Genomic DNA, 26,100 nt, shown 5'->3' with positions numbered 1-26,100 from the left:
TTGAAAACTTTAAAAGTATCGGTTAATAGCCAAGTATCTTCAATTTATTTTTCAAAAAAAATATAGATTTAGTATTTCTTAAAAACTATGGGTGCTATTTTTGCTTTGAACTAAATGATTATTTAATGGAAAACAATATAAAATTTCTCTACGAATACCTCAACAACGCCTCTCCTACTGGTTTTGAAAGTACTGGACAGCAGATTTGGCTTGACTTCATAAGACCCTACATTGATGAAACCATCATTGATGTTTATGGAACTGCTGTTGGAGTTGTAAATCCTGGGAAAGCGTATAAGGTAGTTATAGAAGCTCATTCGGATGAGATTTCGTGGTTTGTAAACTATATAACCGATAGCGGATATATTTATGTAAGAAGAAATGGTGGCTCTGATCATCAAATAGCACCGTCTATGCGGGTAAATCTTCATACCAGAAAGAACGGTATTGTTAAAGGAATTTTTGGGTGGCCGGCAATTCATGTTAGAGATTCTGCCAAAGAAGAAACGCCAACATTAAAAAATATTTTTATAGATGTAGGTGCTGCCAACAAAGCTGAGGTAGAGGCAATGGGCATAACTGTAGGAACAGTCGCGACTTTTGAGGATAGCTTGATGGAATTAAATGAAAAATTCTATGTTGGTCGTGCTTTGGATAACCGCATGGGAGGTTACATAATAGCTGAAGTGGCACGAAGATTAAAAGAGAACAAGAAGGAGTTGCCTTATACGCTTTATATTGTAAATGCAGTACAGGAAGAGATAGGATTGAGAGGTTCAGAGATGATTTCAAGAAGGTTAAAGCCTGATGTGGCCATCTGTTGTGATGTTACGCACGACACCCAATCGCCGATGTACAATAAGATTAAGGATGGAGATATTGCTTGTGGAAAAGGCCCTACATTATCTTATGGCCCAGCTGTTCAAAACAATTTACTAAATATGTTGATAGATTTGGCAGAAGAAAAAAATATTCCTTTTCAAAGAGCTGCGGTTAGCCGTTCGACTGGAACAGATACAGATTCGTTTGCTTATTCTGGAGAAGGTGTTGCTTCTGCATTGATTTCTTTACCTCAAAAATATATGCATACTACCGTAGAAATGTGCCATAAAGACGACATAAACGCTTGTATTGATTTGTATTATGAGTTTTTGTTAAATCTTAAAGCAGGAACTGATTTTAGGTATATTGCTTAAGAAAATACTTAAAAAACCCTTGTTGATGGTCAGCAAGGGTTTATTCACATCCCACAATTTTATAAATCTTACCATCAGTTTTGGTGTACAAATAAATTTCTCCAGCAATTCCTTGTCCAAATCTCAAATCGGTTTTCGAATTTGAACATAAATCTTTAAAATTTACAGAATTTCCATTCAATTCTAATTGAAATTCAAAAATGGGGCTTTGCTTTCCAAATTGCATTTCTTTGTTTTCTGCGTAAAAAACTCTTCCTGAAACAATATCCCCAAATATATATTTACCTTTTAGATTAGATATTTCATTTTCATTGTAAACAAAACCGGCTGAAATGGCATTTCCGTCTTCGTGGTCATATTGAAGACTTGGATATTGATAGCCAACATCATTTTTTGGTAGATTATATAAAACATCCATGTTTTTGAAAGGATCTATTACAAAATTTCCCTCTCTAACTGGCCAACCATAATCCGAACCTTTTTTTCCAATGTTGATTTCTTCCACATTTTTATGCCCAATGTCTGATATCAGCATTTTGCCATCAGGCGTCCAATAAATTCTATTGGGGTTTCGAAAACCTCTACAATATACCTCTTGAGCATCTTCTGGTTTAAGAAAAGGATTACTTTTTGGTATGCCATATTTTCCATTTTTACTGTTGTTTCCTTTTGGGTCAATCCGCAACACAGAACTCCAAGGTGTTTTTGTGGAATTACAAATTTGTGGAAAACCGTTTTCAGATGCACCTCCATCACCAATACCTATGAAAAGTAGACCGTAATCTTCGTCTGTCTTTTCAATATTCGGTTTGAAAGCGATTTCTTGCATACCGTGGATTTGCGATACGAAATCGATTCTGAAAATCTCTCTTGGTTTTCCTTTAAATTTTTCTGCTAATAGGTTATCTACTTTCCACTCCAAAATAACCCATTGCAAAGCTACTTTTATGCTATCATTGTAAAAATAGTCAGCCTTGGCAGTTTTTGCTTTTTCAGCGTGAGAGGTATAAAACAAGCCGTTTTCCTCAAAATCTGGATGGAAAGCATAGGAGCCTAGTCCAGTGGCTAGCCCTGGAACATGAATGAAATTTGGTTGAAGTTTTTGAAAATCCATATACGGAATCAATTCCTTTCCTTTCATTTCATAAATAATACCTCTGAGGTCAGATAGAAAAGTCCTATTTTTGAAATTGACCATCGTATTTATCCTAGCTATTGGAATTTTATTTGAAGTTGCTGGAGCGGTATTTATATATTCTAATTTGAGCTTTAGCTTAGACTTTTCTATTGGAGGTAAAATTCTTCCGTATAAACCTTCAATCGGTGTTGCTTTTTTGTCTTTTCTTTCAGAATGAATATATGCAACTAAATTATTGACATCTTGGTCTTTTAAATGTTCAAAAGAAGGCATTGTTTGTTTGTATTCTTGCACAAGTGTTGTGGCTCTTTTATCAAATGACTTTAGAAGTTTTGAAGTATTTATTATTGCATTCTTTACCCATTCCACCGGCATTTCATTGGTAACAAAAGCCAAATTAGGCCCAATGCCTTTTTGTTTAAAATTATGACAGGATGCACAATTCGTTTCGAAGAGGGCTTTTCCTTTAGCTATGGCTTTTGGGTCTTGAGAATAAACAGAAGTTTTAGTTTTTTGCCCAAATGAACAAATTGAGATATAAAAAAACAGTGAAAACAATGAGAGTTTTTTCACAAGGAATAATTTTAAGGTTGAAATGTTAGGTTTAAAATTACTATTAAAAATTTACTTTGTCCTACATTTCATAATCAGAAAATTATTTTTTTGTTAAGAATAGAATTAGAAAGGTTTTTTTTGAAAAAATAAAAGAATAGATTAGCAATTTTAGGATATTATTGAACTTTAAGCCTTAGTTTTGCATTGAAATAAAAGCAATGGGGACGACCGGTTTTGACGGCATGATGCCATTGCGAGTATAAGCATGTATGGAGTTGGTGGAAGGTCTCCATTTAAAAAATCTACCGAACAATATCTGGCAATACATCGTATGCCATGGCTGCTTAATTTCGGAGTAAATTAGCATTCGCCATCGTTCCACTCTAGCTAACCTCTGTTGCGAGAGATTCTGGGGCGTCGTAAATAGAGAGGCGTTTTAAGGCGGACTTCTGACTTTAGAATAGTAAACGAGAAGATAAGAATTGGGTTAGGTACGTCGGACGGCTTCCCAGTTTCGAAAATTAAGACCGAATAAACATGTAGAAGGCTCGACAGTAGCCGTGTTCGGACCAGGGTTCGACTCCCTGCGTCTCCACGAAGTAAAACTCTAACTAATTTATTAATAAATAGTTAGAGTTTTTTTATTTAAACATTTTACAATATCTCTTTTTAGTTTTAAACCTTTTAAATATGTTTGGGAAACGCTCCTCAAAAATTTCATAAATAACACTTCCTCTTTTTAGTAAAAACAGAGTTTGAAGTCAACGAGTTTGAAGTTTAAAAGTTAACTTAGAATTCTAAAATATTTTTTATTTAATCTGAAATGTTTTAAAGAAATGGTATTTTTAATTTTACATTTTTGAAATTCCATCATTTTTAATTTAATGTTATTTTTTGGTATGTTTTCTTATCTCTTGTAGTTAATTTTAAATAATAGTCGCCTTTTTTTAGGGTTGAAGTCTCAATTTCTACATTATATACCCCCGCTTTGTAGTTTTCCCCGTCTATAATCCTCATTTTTTCACCAGCGTAATCATTCAAGAGAACGAGTGTAACATTCTCGTTTTTATCTAATTTAAACTCAAAAAATACTTTCTTGTCATTAACGGCAGCAAAAATAGCTGGTTCAAATTTGATGGCTGATAAAGGTTCGGCAACTGAGGTTGTTATACCTTCATTGGTTGAAGCCACCAAAACATTATTCGAAGTTAGATTTTTGGTTTCAGTGATAGGAACACTAAATGTTGCGGGTGCTGGAGGGCAGCATTCAATACTCACAGTAAAAATGCTTCCAGCATTTACTTTAAATCCAGGATTCACTGTTACTGATTTGGCAGCCTTCATTGTTACATTGCTTGGAGGTTCAACGGTTCCTACTGTTTCTAACAATGATTTATGATATGTACAACCTACTATGGCAGTGCTTCCCGCATTATTATTAGTCAATACATACACATTTCCACCGTTCAAACAATCATCGGCATCGTCATTGAGAATAGTGCCTGTCATGGTATAGCTTGCACCGATGCCATAATCGCCACCTTCGTTAACGGTAATAATGATGGTTTCATCTCCTTCAAAAATACTATCACCAGTTGGGTCAATTGATAATTTAGCCGTTTTTTGGCCCGATAAAATTGTAATTGTACCATAAGTTCCATTAAACTTATTAGAATTTATCTTTCTTCCATTAGGGAAATTATTAGGAAAAAATGAAACAGTATAATCATTACTTGGATTGGCTCTCCCCGAAATTGAATAGTTAATCAAGTAATCATTTGGAGCATTGGCAGGTAAATTAAAATAGAAATCTAAAGTAGGTGTTGTGTCATTTTCCATCATTGAAATAGAAACATTAGCTGCTAAAGGACCCTCTGTTTGGCTGCTCGCAATGACATTTGATGAGTTGAGCGAAACTGCTTTATTTCCTGTTTCTGCTACCGAACTTCCAAGAATGAAAACCCATGAATCAGGAGTAGTTTTTATGTTGTCTGCTAAATCACGAATATTTTGTAATGTTACTCTCATGCTATCGTTCACAGCCCCCATGCTACTTAATGGCACAATCATAACTTTATTTTCATAACAACCAAATTGTGCAGGAATAATGCTATTAGTTTTCAGATTCTTTAGAACTAAATTCGTATTATTCATATTTGCACAGCCTAATGTTTCGTTGTATGTGGCCGAAATTTGGTCGACAATGACATAATAATCATCCGTTGGTTCTGGGTTGCCAAACAAAATTGAAGCAATGCGGTCAATTACTCCTGATACAGTCGGTGTATAAATTACATTGGTAGAGCAAAGCAGTTTTAATCTAAAATTATAACGTCCATCAGTAAGCGTAGATATATCCCATTTTACTTGCGTACCGCTTGGGTCTGATGTTTCTTGGGGTATTAAAATTTCGATTTTGGTGTTTCTTGATTTTAAAGAATACATGTTAAAATTCTTACAATCAATTACAACCACCAATTTTTGCTATGAATGTATTGCCCGTAGCACTAAAACCAGGCAGTAACGTAACCGATTTACTGGCTTGATAATTAACCGTGGCATTTGACACTTGATTAGTAGCCGTAATCTCTAATTCGGTATAATTTACAGAAGACCCTGAATTAATCGAACTGGTTAAAGTGATGTTCCCGCACCCTGTCGTACCTCTTCCCTGCACTACAAAATTGTAAATATTCTTATCGCAGTCATCATTGGCAATATTGACCATAGCTGTTTTAAGTCCTATGGTGGCGGGGGCAAAGGTCAAAGTAAATGTAACTGACCCTGCTGCGGCAATGGTAGTGGGTAGCGTGATGCCGCCAACCGTAAACAAAGACGCATCAGTACCTGTTAAAGTAATTCCCCCTGCGGGAACGGTCAATGGGTCTGTACCTGTGTTTTGAATGGTAAAGGTACGCACAAAGCTATTACCTATTCTTACCAAACCAAAATCCGTATGGTCGCTGGCAGTGGGTGTATTGTCGCCATCGACAATGTTGGTAGCATTACCTTGTAGGTTGATTTCAGCCAAATTTCCCGTTCCAGTACCTAACACAATGTAAACATTGTTTGAACCACCATTAGAGACCGCTATATCCTGCTTACCATCGCCATTAAAATCGCCCATAATTGCCGAAATAGGTCTTGTACCGAGGGTTATGTCGGTGCTACCCGTGAAATTGCCCGTGCCATCGCCCAAACGGATGGAAAGCGTATTTGAATTCAAATTTGCGGTAGCAATATCCTGCTTGCCATCGCCATTGAAATCACCAATCGCTACCGAGTAAGTATAACCACCGACAAGTACATCAGGGGCGACTGTGAAACCACCCAAGCCATCACCCATGCTAATGGAAACAGTATTTAAAGTTTCATGTAATGTTGCAATATCCTGCCAGCCATCGCCATTGAAATCACCAATCGCTACCGAAGTACCACTAACAAGTCCAGGAGGGGCGGCTGTGAAGCCACCCGACCCATCGCCCAAAAGGATAGTACTAGTAGTATTTGGTCCAACGATGGCTATGACCATATCCTGCTTACCATCCTTATTAAAATCGCCAATGGCTACCGACCTGGGCGTATTGCCCACATTTACTGTAGATACGATGCTGAAACCACTCGACCCATTGCCCAAAAGGATAGAAACGTTGGCAGAACCCTCGTTTACAACCGCTATATCCTGCTTGCCATCGCTATTAAAATCGCCAATAGCTACCGAGCGAGGTTTGGTACCAACACTTATCTCGGCTATGGTAGGACTACTGAAGCTACCTAAACCATCTCCTAATCGAATGGAAATATCATTCGAATTATAGTTGGCTGTAACAATGTCATGCTTGCCATCGCCATTGAAATCGCCGACGGCCACCGAGCGAGGATTAGTACCAACAGTTACATTAGGACTACTGCTGAATCCACTTGTGCCATTGCCCAAAAGGATGGAAACGTTGGCTGATCCATAATTTGCTGTAGCGATGTCATGCTTGCCATCACCGTTGAAATCGCCAATAGCCGCCGACTGGGGTTGAGTCCCGACCGCTACATTGGTGGGGGATGAGAAAGTGCCTGGGCTACAAAGAGGGTTGGTAACAGTCAAGGTGAACATGCTTATAGTATATGTGTCGGGTACTTGAACGGTTACTACAAAACTTCCTGTTTGTTTGGCATCGGTTATGCGTACCACGCCTGTGGTAGCATCTACTGACAATACCCCCGTAAAGTTGGTGTTGGTTTTGGCTGTGATATTGCTGGCATGTGTTGGGGCAGCCGATGGGGTAACGGTGGTGTTTTGACCTGCTATCACACTCACGTTAGGATAAGAACCTAAGGTGGGTGCTGGTCCCCCTTGAATGGCAAATTTGTATAGATTTACGTCGCAATCGTCATTTATTATATTGACCATAGCTGTTTTAAGTCCTGTTGTATTGGGTGCAAATGTGATGGTAAAAGTTGCCGAATCACCCGCAGCTATGGTAGTAGGTAGGGTTATCCCCCCCAACGTAAACAAGTTGGCATCGGTGCCTGTTAGAGTGATAGCCCCTGTGGGAATAGTCAATGGTGCGAGACCACCAGTATTTTGAATGGTAAAGCTACGCACTAAGTTATTACCCACACTTACTACACCAAAGTCGGTATGGTCGTTTACAGTGGGGGTATTGTCGCCATTGGTAATGGTGGTGGCATTGCCTTGTAGGTTGATTTCAGCCATATTTTCCGACCCATTACCCAAAAGGATAGAAACGCTACCAGGATCAGAATTTCCGTAAGCAATATCCTGCATTCCATCGCCATTGAAATCGCCAATAGCCAACGAGTTAGCAGAAATACCGACATATACCTCAGTAGGGACCGTGAAGCCCCCCAGTCCATCGCCAAAGAGGATGGAAATATTATTTGAAGAAGAGTGGCTCACAACAATGTCCTGCTTACCATCGCCATTGAAGTCACCGACAGCCACCGAGAGAAGATCCGGATTAAAAATTGAATTAGGAATAAATCCATAATCAAAGGATACCCCACCATTGCCTAATAGGATCTCAAGTTGGCTCGACATATTCTTTACTTTGGCAATATCTTGCTTGCCATCGGCATTGAAATCGCCAATAGCCAACGATTCTGAACCATACACAAAAGGGTTGACACCCATGGTAAATCCACCCAACCCATCGCCAAAGATAACGTAAAGGCCACCTTCGCGGAAAATCGTGACAATATCCTGCTTACCATCGCCATTGAAATCACCAATAGCCAACGACCAAAGTTCGTTGCCAATTCCATTATCGATATCTACATTGGTGGTACTAGAGACCCCGCCTGTGCCAGTGCCGTAAAATATTTTAACTCCAGCATAGGTGATTCCATTAAAGTTAGTAGCTGCTATGGCAAAATCCTGATTACCATCGCCATTGAAATCACAAATAGCGAACGAATTAATAGTTCCAAATCCATGAAAACTTTGAATGTAACTACTGCTGAATCCACCCGACCCATTGCCCAAGAGGATGGAAAAGGTGTAAACGCTGATATAGGCAATATCCTGATTACCATCGCCATTGAAATCACCAATAGCCATCGAACTAATTCCATCAGCACGTACATCGGGACTACTGGTGAATCCACCCAACCCATCGCCCAAGCGGATGGAAATGTTACCTCCAGTTGATAGGGCAACATCCTGTTTACCATCGCCATTAAAATCGCCAATAGCCACCGATTGGGAACCACCAGTCGCTACATTGGTGGGGGTAAAAGAGCCTGGGCTACAAATAGGCTTGGTAACAGTCAAGATGAAAGTGCTGGTAACATTGGTGTTGGATATCCTCACCGTTACGCGATAAGTTCCTGCCTGTTTGGCATCAGTGATGCGTACGACACCTGTGGTAGGATCTACAGTCAATAACCCCGTAAAGTTGGTTGTCGAAGCAGTGATACTGCTGGCACCCGTAGGGGCTACCGAAGGTGTAACGGTGGTATTTTGACCCGCCACCACACTCACATCAGCATAAGTGCCTAAGGTTTGTGCAAAACTTGGCATCACCGCCAAACACAGTAAGATGGTTATTGCACTTTTGAGTCTTAGAAATAAACGAGTTTTCATGATAGGTATCGTACATAAACTGTTTTTTATTGCAAAAATATCTTGAAACAATACCACTGACAATCGTTGATTCTATTGATTTTTGATTAATATTGTTGTGAAAAATCATTGATACCAATGAGTTTTGATTAATATTGATTTTAATGAGCTTTGATGAACACGAATTCTAATTGCAAAATATGAAACCATTTATTGTGCTTCTTTCAAGGATTACAATTACCTCTTTTTTGATTTTTGCAGGTGCTGTCAATCTTTTTGCCCAGCAAAAAGTTTTACATCAATCTTCCAGTGAAATCAGGGAAATAGCGATGCAACATTTATCTACAGCCGAGGGGTTATCTCAGGGTATGATAAATGAAATGGTAGTTGACAAATTGGGCTACCTATATGTAGCTACCAAAGAAGGCTTGAACCGTTTTGATGGTATTTCTTTCAAAGTTTATCGACATACACCAAAAGACACAAAATCTATAGCCGATAATTTTGTATCAGCCTTATATGTAGATGAAAAAAATCGAATTTGGGTAGGCACTTATAACAGCGGTTTAGATTGCTTTGACCCAAGCACAGAAACTTTTACTCATGTAAGTCTAAATCAATTAAAGGAGAAAGGCTCAGGTTTACATAATATTGCTTCGATACAAAGTGTTGGCAATGGTCGTATAATTGTATGGATTGGTGAAAATTTAAAAATAATTGAATTAAATACATCAAAAAAAAGCATTCATTTAAGAGAAATTGAAGATTTGTACCCTGGTCTTAATAGTGCTTTTCAAGGTAATTTTAAGAATAAAAGTATAATTTGTCAATCTAATGGTTTGATTTGGATAAAAAGTGGGAAAAACATTTTTCGCTATTCAGCAAAAGGTTTAGAGCATATATTGATAGATAAACCGCTACAAAATGATTTCTTAACAACAGAAAGGTTATGGGAAAACCCTCATACCAAACAAATGTGTTTAGTATTGGAAAATAGCATATTACAATTTGATAATACTACAAATAAATTTTTGCCATGGCTTGTCTTGCCTTCACCTTTTTCATTTTCAAACTTGATATTTGCCGACCGTGAAGGGAATATTTGGTCGACTTCTAAAAATAAATATTACCTTAGGATTAACACGAAAACTGCATCATTTGAATTAGTTGAGCCAACGTCAATTGGTTTGAATGATGGTACAATCATGCTTAAATCAAAAGTAGATAACCAAGGAAACATTTGGCTGGGGTCAAATGGCTGGGGTTTGTTTAAAATATCACCAACCTATATTTATTTCAAAAAAATAAAACCTTATTCCACCAAAAACTTTTACTATGCGTGGCCCTTTCGCATTTCAAAAAAAGGACTCAATGCAGTTTACGACCCCATGTTAATTGCAGATTGGGCTAATAAGATTGAACGGACAGACTTGTTTGGAAAAGGTTTTAGAAATTCTGAATATAAAGAACATTTTGCTGTAGATGGCAATGGCAATTATTGGTATGCAATGAGCAATATATTGAATAAAAACACTGTGATTTTTAAAATGGATGCTTTTTCTGGAGCTTACAGCATAATGAAAGAAAAAAAATCAACCGTTTCTGATAACGGATTCAGAGATTTTCAGCCTATTTTTTCAGACAAAAAAAATCGAATTTGGGCAGCAGAACATAGCAGATTAGATACTGCTAAAATATATTTATTTGAGGGTGGTAAAACGACTAAAGAATTTATCCTTCCAATTCTTCAAAAATCACCTTCAGAACAAAGAACAGTTAGTGATTGGGCCGAAGACCAAGACGGAACAATTTGGTTGGCAACCACCATGGGCTTATTTGCACTTTCACCCGAAACGGGTCAATGGACAGTATATAGCGAAGGCGGAGAAAAAAACAAATCTCTGTCGTTGAATAAATTACTAAGTGTATGCCTTGACCCAAATCAACCTCAAAAATATATTTGGATAGGTACAGAGGGCGGCGGACTAAATAGACTTGATAAAACAACAGGCATCATAACGATTTTTACTATTAAAAATGGCTTGCCAAACAATGTAATCTATTCGATTCAAAGTGACAAACATAAAAATTTATGGCTGAGTACCAACAATGGATTTTGCCTTTTTAATCCAAATACATTGATATGTCGAAACTTTGATAAATCGCATGGTTTGGAAGGAAATGAATTCAATCGCTATCAATTTAGTAAATCAAATACAGGCGAAATATATCTTGGCGGAGTTGGATTTAATATTCATTTCAATCCCGAAGATTTTTACAATTTAACACCCCCTGCAAAAATTGTGATTAATGGGCTTAAAATCTTGAACAAAGAAATAGGAATTGAAAATCAAGATAAACTAAAAGAGCCAATTATAAGCAAAGCAATAGAGTACACCAAAAAAATCACATTACAGCACAATCAAAGTATGGTAAGTTTCAATTATGCTTTGTTAGACCTTAAAAACCCTTCATCTAATTATTATAGATATAAGTTGGTAGGGTTATATAACGATTGGGTTGACAATGGAAACAAAAACGAAGCTATTTTTACCAATCTTAGCCCAGGTACCTATACTTTTATGGTTTCAGGGCAGAACGGCAATGGCGTATGGAGCAAACCAGCCCAAATGCAGTTAGTTATTAAGCCCGCTTGGTGGCAAACTTGGTGGTTTTATACCATTCTTTCTATTGGTTTTTTAGCCTTACTTTATTCGTTTTTTCAAAATAGGGTTTCAAAAGCTGTTGAGTTGGAAAAACTCCGTAATCGTATTGCCCAAGATTTACATGACGAAATCGGCTCTACACTCAGTAGCGTTAGCATTTATAGCTCTGCACTATCAAAGTCATTTAATAATTTGCCCAAAAAACAATCAGAAATTATTGATAAAATATCTGATAGCACCATCAATATGATGGCGACAATGAACGATATTGTTTGGAGCATAAACCCAGCTAATGATTCATTTGAAAATTTGATAAATCGCATGAGAGCTTATGCTTCTTCGGTTACAGAAGCGACGCATATTAAACTTAATTTTGAGAATAATTTAGATAATCACAAAATTCAAATCAGCATGTTACAGCGAAAAAACTTATATCTAATTTTTAAAGAGGCTGTTAACAACTCGTTGAAACATTCAGATTGCACCCATTTGAGTATTAAATTGTCAATAACAAACAAAAAATTAACTCTTTTTGTATCCGATAATGGAAAGGGACTGGTAGGTGAAAATAATTTTGAGCCCAAAATGGGAGGTAATGGTTTTACAAATATGCATTCAAGGGCAAAAGAATCTGGTGGTACAATTAGTATCCTTTCAAGTCCAAAAGAAGGAACAAGCGTTCAGTTTTGTATAAATGTATGATAAATAGCTATAAAAATCATTATAATCAATGATTTTTAGAAAAGGTTAATTAATCTACTTTTGTTTATGAAATATAGAATAGTAATTTTTGATGATAATAAAAGTCGTCGAGATAGCTTAAGAACATTAATCTCAATGATTGATGACATGGAATGTGTGGGAGAGTTTGAAGATTGCCGACAAGTTTTGGATAAAATTGCCAAAAGTCAGCCCGATTTAGTGCTGATGGATATTGATATGCCTCATGTAAATGGGATTGATGGTGTGAAGATAATAAGAACTGAATATCCCACCCTTAAAATTATTATGCAGACTGTTTTTGAGGACAACGATAAGGTATTTAGAGCCATTTGTGCTGGAGCTGACGGTTATATACTCAAGCAGACTGCTCCCAATAAATTATTAGATGGTATGCGTGAAGTAATGGAAGGTGGAGCTCCCATGAGTCCAACAATTGCCAAAAAAGTATTATCTCTTATAAAAATACCAGACAAAATATTTCGTAAATCAGATTTTGAACTAACCAAAAGGGAACTTGAAATTTTAAAATTTTTAGCAATGGGATACAGTTATAAAATGATAGCCGAGGCTTGTTTTATTTCATACGCTACTGTAAATACCCATATCTCTAATATCTATGCCAAACTCAAAGTTGAGTCAGTCGGAGGGGCTGTCTCTATCGCAATCAATAAAGGACTTATAAAAATGGAATAATTCCCTATAAAAACAACTGTCCTTATATTAATTAAAGGGTGTTTTAAACTTAGTCTTATTTTAAGTATATTGATGTTATTATGGTTCAAATTATTTTAAGTATTTACCTTTTTTGAGCTTTTGCTAACTTCCAAAAATGTCCAAATCAGATTAAAAATTAATTGTAAATATCCGCGTCATTTTTTCTTAAGAGAGTATTTTTTGTTTTCTTTCTAAAAAGAAAAAATCAATTCTAATGTATTTACTTTCGAAAATCCCCATTTGGATAAATTTTCATTCCTTAAATTAAACAAGCCAAAGACTCGGCTTAAAGTACTAAAAATCAATATTTTAAAATATTGTCGAGGGGTATAAGTTATTAGGTTTGGCGATTTCCAATTTTGATTAAATTTTATATTTAAACCAAGTTACTACTGGAAATTGCGTTGCCAATATAATTGAGCTTTCCCTATGTCAATCTTCAATATTTGAAGTAAATAGAGTTTGGTTTGGATGTCTAATGGTTGCATACCCCAATCATCCAGGATTATTAGTTGCACTTTTTCTATTTTGGTAAGTTCTTTAATTAATGAGCCATCGCCTTTTGACAGCTGAAGAAGTTGCAGGAGTTTTGAAATTGATAGAAGCTACATTATTTTTTTAGAAATGGTGATTTATACCTAATCCAAATATTTTTTTGAGTTGAACTTAGTTTTGATTTTTTTTCGGAACTTGCCAATATCATTTTTACATTCCTTTTACATTTTTTTACAAAATACATCAATGTCAAAGTTTTAGGAATTATACCTTTACCTCATTATTTCACGAAATTTTTATTTACATGAATATTCTAAAGTTATTTTCAATTGCCATCCTTTTGTATTTTGCTAAGACTTCGAATTTTTTAGTTTCTAATGTGGCAGGCTCAAATGCAAAATTCAATACTGAGTCTGGAGTAAAAAATGTTATTTTTCAATCAATAGACAATGGAAAGACTTGGCAAGATATTAGTAAAGGTTTGCCAGATAATATGGAGAATTATGATTTTTTCTCCTTCGAAAAAGATCTTTTTATCCATGCTGGCAATGAAATATTTCAAAGGAAGTCTGATTTCTCTACACCTATATGGACTAAGGCATATTCTATGAAAGATTTAGGAGATGTAGCTGTTTGTAAAACTGGATTGTATGCTATTAGATATGATGGCATAATTTCAAAAAAACATTTTTCTGACAATTCATGGGCATCTCCCTATCCCACTTTTTATGAAAAAAATCTTAGGACAGTATATGAAACAAACAGCGGTGCGGTATTAATAGGCACAGACAATGGGCTTTTTAAATCAACAAATGAGGGCAAAACCTGGAAGAAAGTGCTTGAAAAAGGTTGGGTAATAAAAATTGTGGAGTCAAAAGGAGTGTTGGTAGCGACAAGCCAAAATGGAATAATACGTTCGACTGACGATGGAGAAAACTGGAATGTAGTGATAAGTGAAGGTGGAGTAGGCATAGATGTGGCCATTATCAAAGATGGATTTGCCGCTATTTCTTATAATACTATTACGAAGACCAGAAGAGTACGCACGTCTCATGATACTGGTAAAACTTGGCAAACTATAGACGAAGACCTTCCTCCTCATGACCTAATCGCAAACATTTTGCAAGTTGATAATTACCTTTATTGTGGCCATCCAAAGGGAATTTTTAGGTCACCAAATAAAGGGAGAAATTGGGACTTAATATTGCCTGCCATAGGAAATAAGGTATTTAGTGTATACTCTATGGGTAATATAATTTATGCTATTCCAAAAGCGGGAGGTTGTTGAAATGGCTTAGAATTGCTAAAGTAAAGGAAAACCAAATATTAAGCTTCTGTTGGTTCTTTATTACTTTGAGGTAATATTAAACGAAGAGAGGTATCTGTTGAAAAATAGGCCCATGCCCAATTTATAAAAATAATTAGTTTGTTTTTGACACTTAAGATTAGCATAAGATGAAGAAACATCCAAATCAACCAAGCGAAATAGCCATTGAACTTTATAAAAGGTAAGTCTACCACCGCCTTATTTCTGCCAATGGTAGCCATAGAGCCAAGGTCCTTGTATTCATAAACTAATGTATCTTTTCCTTCTTGTATTTTCTTGAAATTCTTAGCTAAATTCTTCGCTTGGTTAATGGCCACATTTGCTAACTGTGGATGTCCTTTCGGAAAAGCAAGTGTTTCCATAAAGGCAATATCGCCCAATGCAAAAATATTCCTGCTTCCTTCCACTTTATTAATTCGGTTTACTTTTATTCTATTTGATGGTGCAAAACAAGTAGCTGGCATTCCTTCTATTACGTTTCCTGTCACTCCGGCTGTCCATATAACTGTTTTTGATTTGATATTTTCTCCATTAAATAAAGATATAGTATCACCATCATAACTTTTAACAATCGTTTCTGCTATAAAACTTACGCCCATTTCGAGCAGATATTTCTGAGAAGCGATTTTTGCATTTTCACTCATATTATTTAAAGTATTTTTTGTGCCTTCTATCAATATGATTTTGAATCTTGAAAAATCTATTCCATGGTAATCTTTGGGTAAAATATTTTTTTTAATTTCCGAAAAAGCCCCTGCCATTTCCACTCCAGTTGGCCCTGCCCCTACAATTACCAGATTAAACAAACTTTCTTTGTCTTCCTCTTTGGCAGATATAATATTCTCAAAAGTTTGCAAAATGTGATTCCGAATAATTATGGCATCATAAGTGGTTTTTAAAGTAAATGAATGCTTGGAAATCTCGTTGTTTCCAAAAAAAATTGTCTTACATCCTATTGCAATCACCAAATAATCATAATCAAAATCCCCGATGTTTGTTTTTATTTTATTGTTTTCCTCATCAATGCTCAAAACCTCCGCTAGTCTAATTTGAACGCTATTGTTATTTTTAAATATGCTTCTTAAAGGGAATGAAATACTGGAAGGATCTAGCTGCGAAGTAGCAACTTGATAAAACAAGGGTTGGAATTGATGGTGATTGATTTTGTCAATTAGCAAAATATCAAACAAATTTTCATCTAGTTTTTGCACAAGCTTTAAACCTGCAAACCCTGCCCCAACTACAACGATTTTCGTTTTGATTACCATAATATTAAAAAAACAATACGCTTATGTTCAAGGATTTGCAGTAGTTACATCTTGGGCTGGAGTAATTTCTTGGGATGTATTTTCAATATCTCTATCGAAAGAATATTGGGCCATGTTGCTCATGTTTTCTCCACCGGCAATTTTTATTTTATCTAATAAATTCATAGCTAAAGTTTCTTCTTCAACTTGCTCGTTTACAAACCATTGCAAAAAGTTCCAAGTGGCCCAGTCTCCTTCTTCATGACTTTTTTTAACTACTTTATATATAGCTTTTGTATTTTCAACTTCCTGGCCAAATACTTTTTCGAAACAATTATACAAATTCAATGGGTTTTCGGGAGGGTTTGGAATAGAAGTCACCTCCACTTTGGCACCTCTTTTTAGGATATATTCCAATATTTTCATCATGTGGTTTCGTTCTTCGTGTGCATGTTTGAAAAGAAAATTTGCTATACCTGCATAACCTTGACTTGACGCCCAAGCGGCAAAAGACAAGTATATTTGAGAAGCATGTGCTTCTTTGGTGATTTGTGCGTTCAGTGCCGCTTCTATAGTTTTCGAAAGTCTGTTGGTATTCATTTGATTTAATTTAAAATGCTTCTTTGATAATTGATTTTTTGTTTACAGCCAAATCAGCGAGTTGCTTTTCGATGGCGTCCATCATTGGCGGTGGTCCACACAGATAAAACAGTTTATCTATTCCGCCACAGTTGGTTTTTATAAAATCTTCGGTGATATATCCGTTGGCATAACCTTCTACTTTTTCATCTGACAGTATATTGATAAAATTGTAGCCTAGCAATTTGTCGAATTCTGCTTCAAGAATAATATCAGCCTTTTTTTTATTGGCAAAGATTAGTTTGTTGTTTCCAATTTTATTTTTTGCTTCCAGATCTCTGAAAATAGAAATAAATGGAGTAACCCCAGCCCCTCCAGCTATGAATGTTCCCTCTCCTTGATAAGAAATCGCTCCAAAAACCGAATGCAATATCAATTCGTCTTGGATTTTTAGCTTAAGCAATTCGTTAGTCACATTTTGGTGTTTCGGATAGGTTTTGATAGTAAACTCGAGGTAGCTATCTTCAGGCAAACATGTAAAAGTGAAGGGATTTTTCTTAGTTTTCCATCCCTTTTTATTAATAGAAATTTCAGTGGCTTGTCCAGGTGTGAAACTGAAATTTTCAGGCTTTTCTGTTACAATTTTTAAAACATCATGTGTGACGTGATTAATGGCTTCTATTTTTACGATATGTTGCTGCATAATATTTAAATTTTCATGGTTTAAAAAATAGTCTATTGATAGTCAGGTATTTAGATTGAATTAACCTTTACATTTGACTAAAATTTTTAAGTGTATATTATTGATAAAATAATCTAAACTTAGGTAAAATGATGATTATTTTTTATAAAAATTTCATCTTTCACTGATGAATTTTTCATAGAGCTAATTTATTTCTGGTAAAGTAAATTTTACTGCAACAGACTCAATATTAAAGATTTAATAATTTCTTTCTTTCCCACTTATAGTTTCGAGCGAAGTTTTGAGTTTGTCTAGAGCACCACTAACTGCTTGCTCAGAGGTATCTGCCTGATTTGTTACTGCAATTGGCTGCTTTCCCTCCTGCCTAGCTTCCATCATACAGCGTATGTCGTTCAGCCCCTCATTTTTCCCATTTTCGTCAGAAAGATGTACTTCTATTCGGGTTATATTCGAACTAAACCTGCTAAGTCCTTCTTTTATCTGAGTTAAAAATGGATTTATATTTTCCTTACTCCCACTTATGGTTTTATCTGTATTAATTTGAACAGTCATAATTTTATTGATTATTTATTTGTAAATTCCCTATCTGCCTATTGATATATTAATATCGAAATATGGCAGCCAAACCTGTTTAGTCGGCATTTCGGAGGCCTGAATGACTAAGACCTCCGTTCCCATTTTATTAGACATTGTCGAAATATCATCCAAAAGATCATCTGTCTCAGGGTCATTTATTGAACCTTTTTCTATTGCTCCTGTATCACTATTTGTAATTTTGCCTGGTATTATTTTTCCAGCCTCAACAATTAAAGTAGCTACTCTGCCTGTAGAAGCGGCCGCCGATATTATTTCTAAATCATCACTTGCCAATTTATTAGCCTTTGCCAGTGAATATTGCTCACCTAGTTTTTTGATTTTTAAAAGATATACAGGCTCCATTAATTCCCAGGCCATTTCTGCCAACACATTAGCGGATATATATTCTGGATTTTTAAGTATGCCCTCTTTTAAAAGAAAAGGATTTTTACTAACCTCATGGAAAAGCGAATGATGCTCTGGCAATGCCGCAAGTATGAGTGGAAGACCAGAAGGTTTAGAATAGTTTTCTAATAAATCTTTGTCTATAAATCGGTAAAATTTCTCTGTGTCCACATCAATTTGGTCTTTTTTCCCTCCATCACCGTGATGCATACCCTCGCCTCCAACATGTACTCCTCCATATGATCCAGTTGTAGAATACTTTTCTGTAAGCTGTTTGCCCAATACTTCCGTTAGTGTTTTTGGCATTTCTTCTGGTAGCATAATTTCTACCAAACTATTCCTATTCCCCTCAAAAAGTTGAATTCTATCAAGGCTTAAGCCTAAAACTTGGTAGCGGCCCACAGTTTGTAAATATTGACTGAGAGGTTTTGTATGGAAACTTTCAGCCACTATAGCTAGTTTTTTAAAGCTCATTTGCAAACCAATAATTTTAAATATTCCATTGGCACTAAAAATCGCAATACTCGGGCTAGTATGATCCCAAAAGTCTTTATTATTAATGAGCAACTCAAATGGTTCAAGGTATTGTGCGACTTCTGTTAAGGTATATATTTGCATTAAAGAACCTTCCAATTGCTTTAGTAGATGTTTGTATTCAATTGGGTCTTGCAGGTTTTCGGGATGCGTTAGATGCGTAGGCATGTAAAGGGAAATACAGGTTTCGCTATTTACCTTCCTTAACTCTAGCAATGTTTTTTTACTTAATATTTCCATGATTTGGTTTGATTAAAATTTATATAAATACCTGAAATACAATCTCTTTGCTGTTTTTTTTTAATGGAAAAATTGTTAGTATTTATGTTAATCTAATTTGAAAAAAAAAATTCTAGTTCAAATTTTTCAGTAGTTTGAATGGGTTTTATTTAGGTAATAAAATAGCTGGATGATTCTGTTTTTGAATTGATTATATTTGAAAATTTAGTTCAAGTACCAGATATTCAAAAGCTAATTTCGAATCTAAAATTGAGTTGGAGTCCAAATCTTCAATTAAAACAAATAGTTAAACTCTTCTCGGTCATAAAAACCACCTGAGGTATTTTTTCCATGAATCGTATGGTCGCCCATATAATAGCCAACAATAATCATTTCATATTCAAAGTCTATGACATCTCCTTTTTTAAAACGTTTTGCTTTGGAAAAGGTCGCACTATCTATCTTATCAGTATTAACTATTTTATTCTCCTTATCTAATTTTGCCATGCCGATAGGTATAATCAAATGGTTTTCACCTTCCTTGTTCAGAAACTCATGCACTCCACCATTTGCGGCATCTTTATATGTTTTAAAACCTTCTTCTATTAAAGATTCATCAACTTCCACGTCAAGATACACCACGCGTTCGGCAGATTTACTAACCAAAAGATGGTCCACTTTCCCAACAACTCTGTCGTTGGCATCTTTTACTTCCCAGCCCCGTACATCGCTGTAGCCTTCGGCTACTTTGTAATCTGTCAATTCATCAAGATTAAAAAGATTTTTTTCTGTAACTGTCATAATTTTAATTGTTTAAGGATTATTTCGGAATAATAAAAAAACTCAATTCTTTTGGCTCATGTTTTCAGAACAACCGGAACGGCTGACTTAAGCTTGGGGTTTGTACAGAATATTTTGTTCTTTCAGAAAATCCCTTAATTCATTTTTTGAAGAAGCTCAGCTGCCTTAGCAAAATAATTTTTTACGGCATCTTTTTGATCCAAGGTCAGAATACCCGGTTTTATAGATTCTGAAGCATTTTTCAAATCTTCTACCTCACTCGCCAAACTTGGATATTTAGCCTTTTGTATGTTCTGCAATACTTTTGAAAGCATATCATCAGCTTTTCTAATATTGTCCGCATGGGTTGTTTCAAAAGGGTCAACGGTAATCATTTCTGAATATTCTTTCACTTTTTCCATATCCGCCTGCACCTCAAAGCCAACTTCATTGGCCATTGCTTCCGTGGCCCCTATAAGTTTTAATAGTGCCTCATTGGTATAGGCATGATCTAGACTCATTAGTTTTTTGGAATCTTCAACGAAATTTACATAAGCCACCACAGTGCCATTGTTTTCATTTATCCCTATCAGATTAGGTGCATATGTGCTGCTGTTATATACTGCTTCTGTTGCGGTTTCTGAATTGTTTTTGCTGTCACGAAATACCAAGAAGTAAATCAATAATGCTAAAATTGCTAGACCGGCCACAATCCAAGGCCAAATCTGTTGTTTCTGTTCTATCTTTATTTCTGCCATGATTTTATTTAGTTTAATGGTTTAAAAAATTGGTTTTCTCTCGAATTCTGAAAGCACAAAGTTCAGAAACTATGTAAGTAGAAGCGTTACATAACTATGGTTAAAGCTTACATCATTCACACATATCCAATGTGAATTTACTTTTAATTGGCATTTAAAATTGCTAAGAGTAACCTTATAAGAAGAGTTGATTATTTACCTATTTAATAAAATACTAAATATGTTGGCTAGATAAAAAACAAAAAATATTTATTCAAATACTGAATAAACGTCTTTTCAACTTATCCAACTTATTGAAGCACAATGAATTTTTTCATCTTATTTAATGATTCAATTCATGCTAATTTCTACAGTTAAAAATGCTTCAAATAAATAGTTTAAGTTTTCTTTGTTTTGTTTTCAAAAGGCTATTGAATTTGAAGGTTTTTATCTTAAAAATTTCCTGCAATTATTTCTAGAAACAAGAAAATTATTTTTCCCAAAGGAACTCAGCCATTTTTTATAAAACGGGTATTTATACGCTGTTTCTTAATTTAATAACTGAATACTTTTACAATCAGAAATTAAGTCATGAAGCTAATAAATGTTTTACCTAATAAATCGACAGCCGGATTTATTCAAAGTTTACTATGCCAAATAATTCTAATCTATAGAGTTTATTTATGAAACCTGTGTTTATGAAAACTTCATAGTAAAGCCTCTGACGTATTTAATTATTCATCATTTATGCATCCTTATTAAGTGTGTATGAAAATTCTTTGATGTATTTAATATTCTTTTTTTGACTAATTCTTATTTGTAGAATAATACCCAATAGTAAAAACAAAAAGGCAATTTTTAATAATTGAATAAAATTCAATTGTTAAAAATAATGCTTATAAGACTGGGTCGTAATTTTCTGATAAAGAAGTATTTAAATGTTATTTATTGTAAAAAAATATGAATCAAGAAACAAACCTAAAGTCAAAGTATAGTCAAGTAGTTGATATACTTAATGAACTACAAGGCGAAAAAGTACCCAGCTATCAATGCTTACATGCATTTTGGCTTAATCCTGATGTTTTCTTAAATGCCTCATTGTATGGCCAGCGGCTCATAGCTCCAAAAGACGGTGAAGGTACTATTTTGGAAACAAAAAAATGCTGTGGTTCCACAATGGATGCTGCAATCCCGATCCAACCAGTAGCCCCAGAAAAAACCGAAAGTTGCTGTGGCTCGCAAAACCAAACCCAAGGTGAAGCATTAGAGAAAATGCCTGACAATTCTATCAGTTGTTGGCCATCGGGTGGTCCGGGTGGAGGTGGTTCTGGAGGAGGCGGTCCTCAAATTAAAAGAAGCGAAAAGTCAGGCATAATTTTGGGACTTAAAGGAGAATATCCTTTTGATGGTCAAATGTTTCCGAAGTTACTTTGGGATACCCAAAATGTAGCCAATGCAGATCAAATAAAAACTATAGCAGACTGGATAGATTCAGATTGTCCACTGGATATTGAGTCGGAAAATGAAGGAAAGGCGATTCAAGCACAGTTATCAATTAGGAGTACTTTACATGCTTTGGCACATGGTGAAGCCTTGCATAAAGTTTCGTTAAACAAAACCAACGTAGATCAAAAAGAGGCAAAAGGATTAAGTATTCGTAAAGAAATTAGCTCTTTAAATCCGGAAGAATTGAGAACCTTCAGAGAGGCTTTGAGCTGTATGAACCAATTCAATGATTATTGGCAGGACGAGCGTAGTTTTAATTATTGGGCACGAATCCATACCAATTCTTGTCAGCATGGTTGGGAACAATTTGTAACTTGGCATAGGTTGTATCTTTATTTTTTCGAACAAAAACTAAAAGATTTCAACCCAGATATATCTTTACCCTATTGGTCATATACCGATTACAGTGATGTAAATAAGACATCATTCAATAATTCGAAATACGATTTAGGTGTAATACCAGAGGCTTATGGATGTTTCTTAAATACAAAAGGGCTAATGTCCCTAAAAAATGCTAATACTGCATCAAACAACACACTATTTAGTAGCAAAGAAATTGCAGCTTTTGAATCTTTGACAAAAAAGGGGACGGTTTTCAATTCAGGTTTGAGGTTTTTGAATGCAGCAGGTATTGAATATGAAATCATCAATAAAAACAATGCCGCCGTTTGGTCAGATAAAATCAGAGCAATTTATAAGGTATTATTAGATGTAAATCCTCTTTGGTTTGCCAATAGATGGCCAGGTTCTATGGGTCCTCTATCTACTTATCCTACCAAAGAAGATGTAGATTTGATTTTGACTATTAATAATTTTGGAGATTTCGGAGGTGGACCTTCTTATGACCACCATTTTGGTTCATTGGAAAAACTACACAATGGAATGCACAATTTCTCTGGAGGAACTAATCCAAATTTTCCGGGAAATGCAAACGACAATAAACCCAATAAGGAATGGGTAGATAAATATACAAAATTAAATTTAAATCCTGACCCTCAGAGTCTTGAGAATCCCCAATATGGTTGGATGACAGACAATAGAGTGACTGCCTTTGATCCATTGTTTTGGGGACATCATTCTAATGTAGATCGGCTTTGGTCAGTTTGGCAAGAATCTCACAGCGGCACACCGCAAGAAATGAACGCTTCTTTGGCTCCTTGGGCTTTAAATGTGCAAGATTCTATGAGTATTCAAAAGTTAGGCTATCAATACATGAAAGACTCCGTTTTTTACAAAGTCAATAATTCTTTGGGCTTAGTAAAATTTAAAAGTGAGCCAGCACCAGTTTCCTTAAACACTTTAGATACGCACAGGAAGGCTGAAATCAAATTGCATAGAGTTCAAAGTGGCAATTTGCTCAATGCAAGAATACGCGTTTTCTTAAACACCCCTGGTGCCAATTCATCTACGCCAACTGTCGGAAACGAAAATTTTGTTGAAGAAATCAACACTTTTAATGGCTCGTGTTATGGAGGTCCAGGACACTGCAACTTGCCGCTGGAAAACACCAGAATATCAGACCATAGGCCCTTACAACATCATGAACCTAGAAACTATAAAATCGATGCGACAGATGCGGTTAATAGAGTTTTAAATAAAGGGGATAAAAACATCACAGTTCAGCTGGTAGTCACTGGCTTAAATGGCCAAGTAGAGACCAATGCGGTATTTATGGAAGGGGTATCTTTAAATTTTATGGACTAAAAATCAATAATAAAAATGAGTATTTCATATACAAACTTTAAAATTCATCCAAGTATCGGTATCGCCAGATTGGGAAATTCAGATGAAAACTTTTATCTATCACCAGAGCAACCAGGTGCTTTGCCTATAGCCTGTGATGACATGGGAAGAGAAAAAATGGATGAAAAAGGAAATCCTATAAGAATTAAGTCTTTTAAAGATGGTGGCGACCTTTCAAAAATTTTGAAACAAGGAGCCCGCTTTAGGATTTTTGCCTACAAGGATGAAAATGATACAGACGGAAAAGAAATTGAAATTGGCGGAACCTATGATTTCATTTATCAAAACTCTGTAACTGCACCCGTGGTAGTTAAGGGAAAAGTTACGGATATAGACTGGACCGTTCATTTGGCTAATAAAAAATCGTCTTGGTATGAATTTAAAGAAACAGACGGACAGCAGGGCTATGCCCCTAATCACCCACTTAGAAACCCTGAGATTACGCAGCCAGACTTGCGAAGACAGTTAATAACAGATCCAGGGCCATTAACTGTTAATCTTAAACAAAACAGAGGGGCATTTGCCAAATATGGCTCGGGGAGTAAGAAAAATGATTTCAGCAAAAATAAGAAAGTAGCTTATCCTCAGTCGTTTCCACCTGATGATATCAAACCTAATCCAATAGAAACATTAGGAAATTTGATAGTCAATGAACAAGACAAAAAAATCAGATTAATAGTATTGGGTGGCAATGGAAACTCAGGATCTACTAAAACGCCTGTAATTACTAGTTTTGTCAATAACGATGGTTGGTTTGATGACATTTCTGACGGACCCGTAAATGCCACTATTGAATACACTTTTATGACCACAACATACGACGGAGATAAAAAGATAGAAACTCCTACGAAAGGCACGATGCAGGTTCAGGTACCTTCGTGGGTGGTAGTTGGATATCCAAGGTATATTCCCGAAATGGAAGACATGATTACGATGGACGAGACCATGCACGATGTTTTTGTACGAAAGCTAGCCTATAACCCTCAGATTTTTGGTGTTCCACCGTTCGATAAAGCAAGTAATAGCCCTAAAACACAAGAAGAATTAGATATTTGGAGGAATTCTGCCAAATTTAATCCTGACTATTACCCTAAGTTTTGGAAAGATATTTGGCCAATATTCCGTAGACCATATGAGCAAACCACATATACTATGGTTTTTGACCCAAGCGATGGCGGCGATCCTCACAACTCTGGAACTGGCGGTAATTTAAGTCCTGAAAAACTGTCGATTCCACCGAGCAATGGCCAAGATCCAAATCTAAAACTTCGACTTTTTATACTGGGTATAATGAGAGGAGAAAATCAGCTGAATCAATATACTGTTGAAAGTTTAAGCAAAACACCCAATAAACCTAGGCTCATGCCTATGTTGTGTGGAAACAACCCGCTTTCCAATACCGCACCAGAAAAATTCTTGGCGGTAAGAGAAACCCAACTATTCTTTTTAAAGCAATGGGCAGCAGGAAAATTTGTAAATGAATGTATGGAATGGGGAGAAAGCAATCCAAATTGTAAAAACCCATGGGCTTTACCTCCAACTACAGGAGTTGAAATAGACCGAGGGGTTCTTGGCACTGCATTAGGCGGGGCGTTTTGTCCTGGCGGCGAAATGTCGTGGATCATGCAAAATCCCGCGATTTATAGTGAACCCTATCGCATTAAGCATGCCCCCTATTTGGCTGGTGGCTTAACAATACCAAAACCAATAGCAGACATTGATGGTAGTGCCGCACCCGATTTGTCAAAAGGCTTGGAGCCAGGTGATATAACCAAATACATTGGCGTGCCATGGCAAGCAGACTTTCACGAGTGTACCGACAATGATACAGATATCACCTACGAAAAGTGGAACAATTTGAATTTAGATTCTATTGGCGACCCTATACAGCAGCGAATTGCCTATAATATTCCTTGGTGGCCAGCTCATAGACCTATTGTTGTTTCTAATTCTGCCAATGACCCTCAGGTATATTGGGCTTCTGGAATCCCTGACAACAATGCAGGCGATTTGCAAATGGTGCAAGCCTGGAAAGATCTTGGATTTTTAATCAAAAACGGACCTGTAGGTGACAACGGGTTTTACCAAATAGAAAGAAACAACGATGCCTTAGGCGATCCTGTAAAACCAGGGGATTTAAGTCTGGGACAAGAAATAACAAGAACAAAAAACATATAA

General features: G+C 35.9%; 17 protein-coding genes and 1 other RNA gene. 7 read left to right on the top strand and 11 right to left on the bottom strand.

The genetic code is table 11. The features are described from left to right. Positions 1 to 125: 125 nt before the first annotated feature. Entirely contained in the window at positions 126 to 1,196 is a 1,071-nt protein-coding gene (locus tag EGI22_RS18375) for a M42 family metallopeptidase (RefSeq protein WP_255069902.1), read from the top strand. Between the two features lie 40 nt (positions 1,197 to 1,236). Here the strand turns inward: EGI22_RS18375 and EGI22_RS18370 are convergent, their stop codons facing one another. Further along, positions 1,237 to 2,907 (bottom strand): PQQ-dependent sugar dehydrogenase, encoded by a 1,671-nt coding sequence (locus tag EGI22_RS18370; protein ID WP_255069901.1) that lies wholly within the window; start codon positions 2,905 to 2,907, stop codon positions 1,237 to 1,239. Between the two features lie 202 nt (positions 2,908 to 3,109). Here EGI22_RS18370 and ssrA point away from each other — a divergent pair. Then, positions 3,110 to 3,487, top strand: a transfer-messenger RNA (tmRNA) gene (ssrA, locus tag EGI22_RS18365). Between the two features lie 278 nt (positions 3,488 to 3,765). Here the strand turns inward: ssrA and EGI22_RS18360 are convergent. Both EGI22_RS18360 and EGI22_RS18355 read right to left on the bottom strand, forming a co-directional pair. After that, entirely contained in the window at positions 3,766 to 5,334 is a 1,569-nt protein-coding gene (locus tag EGI22_RS18360; RefSeq protein WP_255069900.1) for a 3-coathanger stack domain-containing protein, read from the bottom strand. A 16-nt stretch (positions 5,335 to 5,350) separates the two neighbouring features. Further along, the gene (locus EGI22_RS18355; RefSeq protein WP_255069899.1) at positions 5,351 to 8,989 is read right to left on the bottom strand and encodes an FG-GAP-like repeat-containing protein; all 3,639 of its coding nucleotides are present in this window, start codon (positions 8,987 to 8,989) and stop codon (positions 5,351 to 5,353) included. 179 nt (positions 8,990 to 9,168) lie between these two features. Between EGI22_RS18355 and EGI22_RS18350 the strand changes: the two genes are divergently transcribed. Further along, positions 9,169 to 12,336, top strand: a complete 3,168-nt coding sequence (locus tag EGI22_RS18350) for a two-component regulator propeller domain-containing protein (RefSeq protein ID WP_255069898.1) — start codon at positions 9,169 to 9,171, stop codon at positions 12,334 to 12,336. Positions 12,337 to 12,402: 66 nt separating this feature from the next. Continuing rightward, on the top strand, positions 12,403 to 13,050 hold the full coding sequence (locus tag EGI22_RS18345; RefSeq protein WP_255069897.1) for a response regulator transcription factor: 648 nt from the start codon (positions 12,403 to 12,405) through the stop codon (positions 13,048 to 13,050). 410 nt (positions 13,051 to 13,460) lie between these two features. Here the strand turns inward: EGI22_RS18345 and EGI22_RS24185 are convergent, their stop codons facing one another. Continuing rightward, positions 13,461 to 13,667, bottom strand: coding sequence for an ATP-binding protein (locus tag EGI22_RS24185; RefSeq protein WP_369010884.1), 207 nt, complete (start codon positions 13,665 to 13,667; stop codon positions 13,461 to 13,463). A 203-nt stretch (positions 13,668 to 13,870) separates the two neighbouring features. Here EGI22_RS24185 and EGI22_RS18340 point away from each other — a divergent pair, with 203 nt between their 5' ends. Next, the gene (locus EGI22_RS18340; protein WP_255069896.1) at positions 13,871 to 14,854 is read left to right on the top strand and encodes an exo-alpha-sialidase; all 984 of its coding nucleotides are present in this window, start codon (positions 13,871 to 13,873) and stop codon (positions 14,852 to 14,854) included. Positions 14,855 to 14,892: 38 nt separating this feature from the next. On the opposite strand, the gene EGI22_RS18335 is transcribed toward EGI22_RS18340, so the two are convergent. The 7 genes from EGI22_RS18335 to EGI22_RS18305 all read right to left on the bottom strand — a co-directional run bounded on the left by EGI22_RS18335 (position 14,893) and on the right by EGI22_RS18305 (position 20,694). Continuing rightward, positions 14,893 to 16,161 (bottom strand): NAD(P)/FAD-dependent oxidoreductase, encoded by a 1,269-nt coding sequence (locus EGI22_RS18335; protein WP_255069895.1) that lies wholly within the window; start codon positions 16,159 to 16,161, stop codon positions 14,893 to 14,895. Positions 16,162 to 16,188: 27 nt separating this feature from the next. Further along, the gene (locus EGI22_RS18330) at positions 16,189 to 16,740 is read right to left on the bottom strand and encodes a ferritin (protein ID WP_255069894.1); all 552 of its coding nucleotides are present in this window, start codon (positions 16,738 to 16,740) and stop codon (positions 16,189 to 16,191) included. A 10-nt stretch (positions 16,741 to 16,750) separates the two neighbouring features. Beyond that, positions 16,751 to 17,422, bottom strand: coding sequence for a flavodoxin reductase (locus tag EGI22_RS18325; protein ID WP_255069893.1), 672 nt, complete (start codon positions 17,420 to 17,422; stop codon positions 16,751 to 16,753). Between the two features lie 237 nt (positions 17,423 to 17,659). Next, positions 17,660 to 17,974 (bottom strand): HPF/RaiA family ribosome-associated protein, encoded by a 315-nt coding sequence (locus tag EGI22_RS18320; protein WP_255069892.1) that lies wholly within the window; start codon positions 17,972 to 17,974, stop codon positions 17,660 to 17,662. 30 nt (positions 17,975 to 18,004) lie between these two features. Further along, positions 18,005 to 19,177, bottom strand: coding sequence for a hypothetical protein (locus EGI22_RS18315; protein WP_255069891.1), 1,173 nt, complete (start codon positions 19,175 to 19,177; stop codon positions 18,005 to 18,007). 273 nt (positions 19,178 to 19,450) lie between these two features. Then, a complete protein-coding gene (locus tag EGI22_RS18310; RefSeq protein ID WP_255069890.1) occupies positions 19,451 to 19,957 on the bottom strand; it encodes a PRC-barrel domain-containing protein in 507 nt (168 codons plus the stop codon). Positions 19,958 to 20,091: 134 nt separating this feature from the next. Next, positions 20,092 to 20,694 carry a hypothetical protein gene (locus EGI22_RS18305; protein WP_255069889.1) on the bottom strand — a complete coding sequence of 201 codons (603 nt, stop codon included), beginning with the start codon at positions 20,692 to 20,694 and terminating at the stop codon, positions 20,092 to 20,094. 939 nt (positions 20,695 to 21,633) lie between these two features. Here EGI22_RS18305 and EGI22_RS18300 point away from each other — a divergent pair. Together EGI22_RS18300 and EGI22_RS18295 are read left to right on the top strand one after the other, a co-directional pair. Next, the gene (locus EGI22_RS18300) at positions 21,634 to 23,883 is read left to right on the top strand and encodes a tyrosinase family protein (protein ID WP_255069888.1); all 2,250 of its coding nucleotides are present in this window, start codon (positions 21,634 to 21,636) and stop codon (positions 23,881 to 23,883) included. Positions 23,884 to 23,898: 15 nt separating this feature from the next. Beyond that, the gene (locus EGI22_RS18295; protein ID WP_255069887.1) at positions 23,899 to 26,100 is read left to right on the top strand and encodes a LodA/GoxA family CTQ-dependent oxidase; all 2,202 of its coding nucleotides are present in this window, start codon (positions 23,899 to 23,901) and stop codon (positions 26,098 to 26,100) included.

It is taken from the genome of Lacihabitans sp. LS3-19, from assembly GCF_024343575.1.
In the GTDB taxonomy this organism is placed as follows: domain Bacteria; phylum Bacteroidota; class Bacteroidia; order Cytophagales; family Spirosomataceae; genus Leadbetterella.
Note: the sequence above shows the minus strand (reverse complement) of the source record. Positions and strands in the feature narration are given on the sequence as shown.